This window comes from Dolichospermum circinale AWQC310F, from assembly GCF_000426925.1.
Taxonomy (GTDB): domain Bacteria; phylum Cyanobacteriota; class Cyanobacteriia; order Cyanobacteriales; family Nostocaceae; genus Dolichospermum; species Dolichospermum circinale.
In genome coordinates, this window is sequence record NZ_KE384675.1 from 30,475 (window position 1) to 37,907 (window position 7,433).

Annotated in this window: 8 protein-coding genes; 2 read left to right on the forward strand and 6 right to left on the reverse strand. The window is 38.2% G+C overall.

All coding sequences use genetic code 11. The features are described 5' to 3' along the window. The first annotated feature begins 274 nt into the window (after nucleotides 1–274). Nucleotides 275–568 carry a hypothetical protein gene (locus ACIR310F_RS0108715; protein ID WP_028083506.1) on the forward strand — a complete coding sequence of 98 codons (294 nt, stop codon included), beginning with the start codon at nucleotides 275–277 and terminating at the stop codon, nucleotides 566–568. Nucleotides 569–737: 169 nt separating this feature from the next. On the opposite strand, the gene urtE is transcribed toward ACIR310F_RS0108715, so the two are convergent. The 5 genes from urtE to urtA form a co-directional block, all read right to left on the reverse strand. Beyond that, entirely contained in the window at nucleotides 738–1,436 is a 699-nt protein-coding gene (gene urtE / locus ACIR310F_RS0108720; protein WP_028083507.1) for an urea ABC transporter ATP-binding subunit UrtE, read from the reverse strand. A 142-nt stretch (nucleotides 1,437–1,578) separates the two neighbouring features. After that, nucleotides 1,579–2,352, reverse strand: a complete 774-nt coding sequence (gene urtD / locus ACIR310F_RS0108725) for an urea ABC transporter ATP-binding protein UrtD (RefSeq protein WP_028083508.1) — start codon at nucleotides 2,350–2,352, stop codon at nucleotides 1,579–1,581. Continuing rightward, on the reverse strand, nucleotides 2,327–3,502 hold the full coding sequence (urtC, locus tag ACIR310F_RS0108730; RefSeq protein ID WP_231387444.1) for an urea ABC transporter permease subunit UrtC: 1,176 nt from the start codon (nucleotides 3,500–3,502) through the stop codon (nucleotides 2,327–2,329). The genes urtD and urtC overlap by 26 nt, the downstream gene beginning before the upstream one ends. A gap of 41 nt (nucleotides 3,503–3,543) precedes the next feature. After that, entirely contained in the window at nucleotides 3,544–4,704 is a 1,161-nt protein-coding gene (gene urtB / locus ACIR310F_RS0108735) for an urea ABC transporter permease subunit UrtB (protein ID WP_028083510.1), read from the reverse strand. Nucleotides 4,705–4,886: 182 nt separating this feature from the next. After that, nucleotides 4,887–6,203, reverse strand: a complete 1,317-nt coding sequence (gene urtA / locus ACIR310F_RS0108740) for an urea ABC transporter substrate-binding protein (RefSeq protein ID WP_028083511.1) — start codon at nucleotides 6,201–6,203, stop codon at nucleotides 4,887–4,889. Between the two features lie 581 nt (nucleotides 6,204–6,784). Here urtA and ACIR310F_RS0108745 point away from each other — a divergent pair. Continuing rightward, the gene (locus ACIR310F_RS0108745) at nucleotides 6,785–7,054 is read left to right on the forward strand and encodes a YciI family protein (protein WP_028083512.1); all 270 of its coding nucleotides are present in this window, start codon (nucleotides 6,785–6,787) and stop codon (nucleotides 7,052–7,054) included. Nucleotides 7,055–7,128: 74 nt separating this feature from the next. Here ACIR310F_RS0108745 and ACIR310F_RS0108750 read toward each other — a convergent pair whose 3' ends face one another. Further along, complete coding sequence (locus ACIR310F_RS0108750; protein WP_028083513.1) at nucleotides 7,129–7,320, reverse strand: hypothetical protein; 192 nt, start codon at nucleotides 7,318–7,320, stop codon at nucleotides 7,129–7,131. Nucleotides 7,321–7,433: the final 113 nt, after the last annotated feature.

Consider the following 7,433-nt stretch of genomic DNA (forward strand, 5'->3'; position numbering starts at 1 on the left):
CGCATCAAATCCCGCGAAAAAAGCAGAATTAGGGCTTGACAATTAATTTAAAAAATGTTATCGTAGGAACGACGAGGAAGAACTATCACTAAATAATTAGTGAAACCGAACAAACAGTAGTGTCGTCGAGTGCGAATTACCGTACCCACTTTTTTGTCCAGGAAGATTATAATTGTTCGTGCTATTATTTGCCCTTGATGAAACAAACAACTTGTAGTTAAAATACTCCAAGTAAATTTATACAAAACCACTAAATGGAACTAAGTAAGCCGTGATGAATGCTGTATTACCTCGTTTTTTAAAGTCAGCCTACCGCAAAGAACCTATAGTCAGTGTATTGTTAACCGTAGGTGTAATAGATGCTCTAATTGGTGGGTTGGATGATAGTTGGTCACTCTTCACCTTTGGTTTAGCAACAGCAGGGGTGGCTTTTGCTTTTAAATTATGGCGTATGCAGCAGCGTCCGTCTTTACCACAGGAGCTTGTTGTTCAACATTATTTACCACCTCAGTCTTCTACTGCTCCTTTACCTGTACTCAAGGTTTCCAAGAAAAAACCACGTCAGTAGTTACTAGCAGAGTTTATAGGCGTTGCAGCATTGGGTACATTTAACCTAATTTTTGCGGACAGCTAAGTGTATATATTGATATGGCACTGACGTAGACTGCTGTATATAATGGCAAAATCCAACCTCCCAAAAAAATGGCGCACCTTGTTGGTAATACTTCAATATACCCTTAAACCGCTAAAAATCTTTGAATCACATCCTGACTAAGTTCCTGAGTTGGACCTGAAGCAACAATGCCGCCTTTTTGCATAGCATAATAGTAATCTGCCTGACGGACAAAATGCAAGTGTTGTTCTACCAATAAAACAGAAATCCCTGTAGTTTCAATAATCTGACGGACTGCGGCTTCAATTTCCAAAATGATTGAGGGTTGGATACCTTCCGTCGGTTCGTCTAGTACGAGTAGTTGTGGTTTTCCCATTAAAGCACGAGCGATCGCTAATTGTTGCTGTTGTCCACCACTTAAATCTCCACCCCTACGAGAAAGCATAGTTTTTAAAACTGGAAATAGGCTAAAAATTTCTGAGGGAATTTCCGGTTTTTTGACTGGTTTTCGTCTAGCTTCTAATCCTAAAAGCAGATTTTCTTTAACTGTTAGTCGCGGGATAATTTCCCTTCCTTGACTGACATAACCAATACCCATTTTCGCCCTTTCATAAGTCGGTTTAGCGTTAATTATTTCCCCAGCGAAATTAATAATTCCGCTGCTAGGTTTGAGTAGTCCCATAATTGTTTTTAGCATGGTTGTTTTTCCTACACCATTGCGTCCAATTAAACATACCATTTGTCCTGGTAATACAGTCAAATCCACATTTCTCAGAATATGACTTTCACCATAATGAACGTTAAGATTAGAAATTTTTAGCATGATAAAATTAACCTGATTAACTATTTTAATTTTCCCAATTTTACCGCACCCTCACCCTCCCCTTGTGAATGGGAGGGGAATGGATCTGGTTTTTACCCTACCCTCACCCTTGTGAATGGGAGGGGATTCTTGTTTCCCACCTTTACAATGGAGGACTAAGGGGGGTGTGATTCTCTTCCTGTTTTCCCAAATATACTTCAATAACGCGGGGGTCATTTCTGACTTGTTCAAAATCACCTTCACACAATACTGAACCCTCATGTAATACTGTCACCTTCTTAGCGATTTGTCGTACAAATTCCATATCATGTTCAATGACTAAAATTGAATGACTTTCCGCTAATGTTAATAACAAATTACCGATATTATGGGTTTCTTCATCTGTTAAACCAGCTACAGGTTCATCAACAAGTAATAAATCAGGAGATTGTGCTACTAACATTCCAATCTCCAAACGTTGCTTTTCTCCGTGGGATAATAAAGCCGCTGGAATATTTGCTTTTGCAGTTAAACCAATGGTTTCTAATAAGCCTTTGAGACTATTTTTTTCCGCAGAATTTATAGAACCAAACAAAGTTGAAAAGACATTTTTCTGACGATTACTAGTAATTTCTAAATTCTCAAAAGGTGTTAAATTCAGATAAATTCGCGGTGTTTGAAATTTGCGGCCAATTCCCAAACGTGCAATTTGATGTTCAGCTAAAGAACGTAAATTTTTACCCTTAAATAGGACTCTTCCTATGGTTGGTTGTACCTTACCTGTAATCACATCTAAAAAGGTAGTTTTCCCTGCCCCATTTGGACCTATTACTACCCGCAATTCACCAACATTCATACTAAAGTTTAGGCGATTTATGGCCTTAAAACCGTCAAAACTAACGGTGACATTTTCAGTTTCCAATATTTTGGCGTTCATGTTTCACTTCCATATCTTCTTCTAAACTAGGATAGGTATCAGAAAATTTTAATTGCTGACGTTTTCCAAAGGGAATATTTTGTTTATTTAACCATCCCATGATGCCGTCAGGAAGCAAAATAACGATAGTTAGTAATAGTAAACCCTGAAAAAATAGCCATATTTCGGCAAATTGTTCACTTAAAAAAGTCCGGGCATAATTAACTAATAAAGTGCCAATAACTGCCCCGGTTAACGTCCCTCGTCCCCCGACAGCCACCCAAATCACCATTTCAATAGAAAAGCCAATATCCATGGATCTAGGGGATACAGAACCACTTTGAACGGTGTAAAATGCCCCAGCTATACCAGCAATTGCTCCCGAAACTGCAAATACTAATACTTTAAAATCTGTGGGGTCGTAACCAGAAAATCTTACCCGACTTTCATCATCACGAATAGCTATTAATAATCTGCCAAAACGTCCACTAGTTAACCAGCGACAAAGCCCATAAATAGCCGCCAAAAATACCACCGTCAAGACATAAAAAACAAATTGAGTTTTGCTATCACTAACTATAGCACCACTGCCATTAACTCCCCAAGATAAAGGCGGAAAAGTGGTAAAATCTATGAGTCCGTTTGTGCCATTAAAAAATTGTTGTTGTCCATTAAAAAAATTGAAAAATACAATAATTGCAGCTTGAGTCAAAATCGAAAAATAAACGCCCTTAATGCGATTACGAAATACTAAATATCCGAGTAATCCTGCTAACAAACCCGGAATCATCACCACAGCAGCCATAGACAGGGGAAAATCAGAAAAAGGCCGCCAAAATCCAGGAAGTTCCGTAACACCATAAAGCGCCATAAAATCCGGTAATTCCCCGGTGGGAACTTGCAATTTTAGGTACATAGCGATCGCATATCCACCCAAACCGAAGAAAATCCCATGTCCCAAACTCAATAAACCAGCGTAACCCCAAATTAAATCAATTCCTAAAGCCACAATAGCCAAAGACAAAAATCGTCCCAATAAATTCAGACGAAAATCTGAAAGTAACACCGGCATAATCAAAATCAAAATCAAAGCGATCGCGCAAACGACCCCAACTTCAACTAATATTAAATTTCGCCCCTTTTTAATTTTCATCATTCCTGCTTTATCCATTTTCTCAAATCCACGTTCATCTGCGATTAATTTCCGATAATTTAAACATCAACATGACGACCCTTTTGGGGAAAAATCCCTCCTGGCTTCCATTGTAAAAACACAATAATTAAAGCAAAAACCATCACCTTAGCCATACTTGTAGTTGCAAAAAAACTAAATAAATCAGCCAAAGGCTGAACCGCACCCAACAACAAAGCCAAAGTTCCCGAACCAATCAAATAATTAATTGTTCCAATTCCCAAAGCTGCCAAAATCGTACCGGCTAAATTACCTACACCACCGACAACCACCACCATAAAGGTGTCAATAATGTAATTTTGACCAGTATTTGGTCCAACGGAACCGAGTAAACTAATTGCACATCCAGCTACACCAGCTAACCCTGAACCTAGCGCAAAAGTAATTGCATCAACTTTTTGAGTGGGGATACCCAAACAAGCGCTCATGCTGCGATTTTGCGTGACAGCCCTAATTCTTAATCCCCAATGAGAACCTTGCAAAAATACATAAATTCCTCCCACACAAATAATCGTCAAAGCAATAATAAATAACCGCGCATAGGGTAATTGTACACCTGCTAAAGATACACCAGCTTGTAACCAACTAGGGGCTGTAACATCCACATTTTGAGCGCCAAACCAAGGCAAAGTTACCCCTTGCTGATAAGTTTTACCTAACAGATCACAAATTGTAATTGTCAATCCTAAGGACAAAAATAGTAAAACTACCACAAACCAATTACGAGTTTTCTGGAAATTATTCCGAGAATTTAAAATCCATAAACCCCCAAAAAACAGAAGAGAAAACAAAGCTATCCCGATGATCAATAATAAATTGACACTGCGGACAAACTGCTGAAAAATTAAACTTACTCCCCAGGTTGCTAACAGAGTTTCTAAAGGTCGTCCATAGAGATAACGAATTACGCTTTTTTCCAGAATTAATCCCACACCAGCGGTGAAAATAAAAGCGATAATCAAAGCCAAAAATATATAAACTTCAAACCAGAAACCACCCCATTGCTTACAAACATTTTGCACTACAAAAGTTGTATAAGCACCAAACATCATTAGCTCACCATGAGCCATATTAATGACACCCATTAAGCCAAATATGATCGCTAATCCTAGCGCAGCAATTAATAAAACAGCACCAATACTAACACCATTAAAGACAGCTTCTAAAAAACCTGTTAACATTTTCTCCCCGCAATTATCAATTTATTCCTAATAGTCAGTTGTCAATTATTAGTTATTTTTTAGTTATTTTCACATCACCAAATATGAATACTAAAACTCTTGTAGGGTGGGCATCCTGCCCGCCTATATGTACCTTATTGAGATGCAGTTGTATAACTAACTCTTGACAACTGACCACTAAATTAACCTTTCTTGTATTTACCGCCTTTTGCGGGATCTGACCAGTCACAAGCAAACCCCTTAGTCTCTTTCACAAATTGATTCCAGGGAACTGGTTCAACCGGTGCAGGGGTAGCATAAACAATATCAAATAGGCCATCTTGTCTGACTTGACCAATCCGCACGGTTTTTGATATGTGATGATTAACATTAACTGTCACTTTTCCTTCAGGTGCATCTATAGTTTGACCATAGGCCGCAGCCCGGACTTTCGCCAAGTCAGTTGTAGTGGCTTTTTCTACCGCTTGCTTCCATAAATACACGGCAACATAAGCTGCTTCCATTGGGTCATTTATGACTCTATCTTCACCGTATTCTTTCTTAAAAGCCGCCACAAATTTCTTGTTCGCAGGTGTGTCTACCGTTTGAAAATAGTTCCAAGCAGCATAATGTCCTTTTAGATACTCCACACCAATGGCTTTAACTTCCTCTTCCGCAATACTCACAGACATGGAAGGATACTTATCTGGTGTCAATCCCGCTCCTTTCAACTGTTTGAAGAAAGCAACATTACTATCACCATTAAGAGTATTATAAATTACTCCACCCTTGGGTAAAACTTGCTTAATTTTCGTGATAATAGCTGTTACTTCCGTATTACCTAAAGGTAAGTAATCTTCCCCAACAGTTTTCCCACCTAAAGCCTCTAATTGAGCTTTAATAATGTTATTAGCAGTGCGGGGGAAAACATAGTCAGAACCGACTAAAAAGAACTCTTTACCTTTATTCTTCAACAACCAATCAACAGAAGGTTCAATTTGTTGATTTGGGGCTGCACCAGTGTAAAAAATGTTTTTAGAACATTCTTGACCTTCATACTGCACAGGATACCACAGCATATGGTCTTTACTCTCGAAAACTGGCTTCACATTTTTGCGACTAGCAGAAGTCCAACAACCGAAAACTACAGCTACTTGATCCTGGTCAATCAATTTGGTAGCTTTTTCTCTAAAGGTATCCCAATTAGAAGCGCCGTCTTCAACAACTGCTTCAATTTGTTTACCTAAAACACCCCCAGCAGCGTTAATTTCCTTAATTGCTAGTTTTTCCGCATCTACAACGCTTTTCTCGCTAATGGCCATTGTGCCACTGAGAGAATGTAAAATACCTACTTTGATGGTTTTACCACCCGTACTAGCTACGGTAGGTGTACTGGTAGATGCGGCGGGACTATTGGCTGTATTGGGGGTATTATTAGCACAAGCTTTTAAGAAAATGCTACTACCAATACCCGCTGCACCGTAAAGCAGAAATTTACGTCGGTTAAATTGTCTACCCATATTTTTGATTAGTCGTCTTTTTAAAGTGAGATATTAGTTCTATATTTAACTATTAAACTGTGATGTGTTATACAAAATTGTAATTTATTTTAATAAAAATCTACTTCGAGATAGATGAAAATATAATTTCTTTGTGATCGGGATTGGTGTAATAACCACATACTTAGCCACCTCCCCACCAGCGATTAGCAGGTTAGGATATACTTCATATAATTATAAATATCTGTATAGATGCTAAGACTTATATTAAATGTTATTAAGTATGGATTAAGGATTTCGCGGATTTTTAGGACAAAAAAGTGCCTGGGTTTGGCTAATGGTGTCTTAAAATGAATTGCATTTTCCTTTGTCGGATTTGGAAAATTGAGGATATCCAGACAGTTTTAACTGTTCCCTGTTCCCTGTTCCCTGTTCCCTGTTCCCTCCTCTCACAGACAACTTTTATGGCTACGCCACGCAGACTATCAGCAAGCCCTAAGTATACAAGGATATTGATAAAATTAAAAACTTGATCATCAATCTCTATCTGAAAAAAACCTCATGTTGCTATAGTTTTTAATAACTATCAATAATCAGCAGTTATGACAAAATACATCTTATGGGGAAGTTACTGTGAAGACGTATTAACGAAACGTGAACCCTATCGTCAAGATCACTTAGCAGGATTAGCAAAACAGAAGCAAGCGGGGATTTTGATTACTATTGGACCGACAAAAGACGTAACTCAAGTTTTTGCTATTTATGAAGCTGAAGACGAAAACACCGTTCGTCAATTAGTGGAATCTGATCCCTATTGGCAAAACGGTATTTGGATAGAGTATTCTGTTAAGGAGTGGATTCAAGCTTTTTAGTCAATTTGCACAATTTTTAACAAAGATTCTCACAAAGATAATTAATTCATAATTGGTTGGTAACTATGAGTTAATTATCCTTTCAACGCTTTTCTAAAATTGCGGCGATAGGATGGGTTAGCCAAAAATAAAGCAGGCCACAACAAAGCTAAACCTATGCGGTTGGGTAAAGTTTGGTTAAAATTAGTTCTGTTAAATCCGGTCCAAAATTTCCACACACCACCAACATAAATCACGATTAGTCCAAAAATAAGTAATTTGATCATTACCATCAACTCTCTTAATCTAGGAAAGGGGAAAGCCAACTAAGTAGGTTGGCGTTAAAAATTGTTGTTATGACAAGGGAACAGGGAACAGGGAACAGGGAACAGGGAACAGG

Excerpts from the sequence above, each read along its gene's own strand:
- ACIR310F_RS0108750 (WP_028083513.1), bottom strand. The coding sequence starts at position 7,320 with ATGATCAAATTACTTATTTTTGGACTAATCGTGATTTATGTTGGTGGT.
- urtC (WP_231387444.1), bottom strand. The coding sequence starts at position 3,502 with ATGGATAAAGCAGGAATGATGAAAATTAAAAAGGGGCGAAATTTAATA.
- urtB (WP_028083510.1), bottom strand. The coding sequence starts at position 4,704 with ATGTTAACAGGTTTTTTAGAAGCTGTCTTTAATGGTGTTAGTATTGGT.
- urtE (WP_028083507.1), bottom strand. The coding sequence starts at position 1,436 with ATGCTAAAAATTTCTAATCTTAACGTTCATTATGGTGAAAGTCATATT.
- ACIR310F_RS0108715 (WP_028083506.1), top strand. The coding sequence starts at position 275 with ATGAATGCTGTATTACCTCGTTTTTTAAAGTCAGCCTACCGCAAAGAA.
- urtA (WP_028083511.1), bottom strand. The coding sequence starts at position 6,203 with ATGGGTAGACAATTTAACCGACGTAAATTTCTGCTTTACGGTGCAGCG.
- ACIR310F_RS0108745 (WP_028083512.1), top strand. The coding sequence starts at position 6,785 with ATGACAAAATACATCTTATGGGGAAGTTACTGTGAAGACGTATTAACG.
- urtD (WP_028083508.1), bottom strand. The coding sequence starts at position 2,352 with ATGAACGCCAAAATATTGGAAACTGAAAATGTCACCGTTAGTTTTGAC.